Below are 920 nucleotides of genomic sequence, written 5' to 3' on the forward strand. Positions count from 1 at the left end.
CATCAGGGTGTAGTTGAAGAGTTTTCCGGGTGGCAGGGTGAAGGGTGCCTTCCAGAACTGTTTGAGGATGGTTTCGTAGGTGCCGCGGGACCAGCGGAGTTGTTGGGTGAAGAAGTCGGTCCAGGCGGTGGGGCCTTCGCCGACGGCGAGGACGTCGGGGGTGTAGACCGAGCGCCATGTGCGGCCGGTGTCGGGGTTGCGGTGGCGGTGGAGTTCGAAGCCGGTGGCCATGTCCTCGGTGATGGAGTCGTACAGGCCGCCGATGCCTTTGATGGCTTTGATGCGGACGGCGTTGCTGGTGCCGACGAACATGGGGGCGCCGTAGCGGTTGCCGGCGCGTTGGATGAGGGCGTGGAAGAGGAACTGTTGGCTTTCGGCGGCTTTGGTGACGGCGGTGGTGTAGTTGCCGTAGACCTGGGGGCCGATGACGAAGGCGATGTCGGGGTCGCGGAAGAAGCCGAGCATGCGCTCGAGGTAGTTGGGGAGGGGGACGTGGTCGGTGTCGACGGAGGCGAAGTAGTCGTAGTCGTCGCCGTGGGCGTCGAGCCAGGCGTTGTAGTTGCCGTGTTTGGTTTTGGCGCGGTGCGGGCCTGAGGGCTGGTTCCAGCGGGGGATGTCTTTGCGGGTGAAGTGGTGGACGCCCAGGCGCCTGCAGACGGCTTTGACCTCGGGGTCGTTGCCTTCGTCGAGGAGCCAGATGTGGAGGAGTCCGCGGTGGCGGATCTTGACGGCGGCTTCGAGGGTCTTGGTGACCATCTCGATGGGTTCTTTGCCGGGGACGAAGGAGGTGAGGAAGGCGACTTTGGTGCCGTTCTCGGGGACGACCGGGATCGGGTCCCGGGCGACGAGGGTGGCGTGTGCGTTGGAGAGCACGTTCAGGGTGCGGAAGAGCTCGATCAGCCCGATCGACACCAGCATGA

At 64.7% G+C, this 920-nt stretch carries 1 protein-coding gene; it reads right to left on the reverse strand.

Annotated features, from left to right (window positions below; translation table 11 throughout):
• On the reverse strand, positions 1–920 hold a 920-nt coding region (locus ACTWQI_RS29860; RefSeq protein ID WP_443275227.1), incomplete at both ends, for a glycosyltransferase family 2 protein.

It is taken from the genome of Streptomyces sp. KR80 (assembly GCF_052245555.1).
GTDB lineage: Bacteria > Actinomycetota > Actinomycetes > Streptomycetales > Streptomycetaceae > Streptomyces.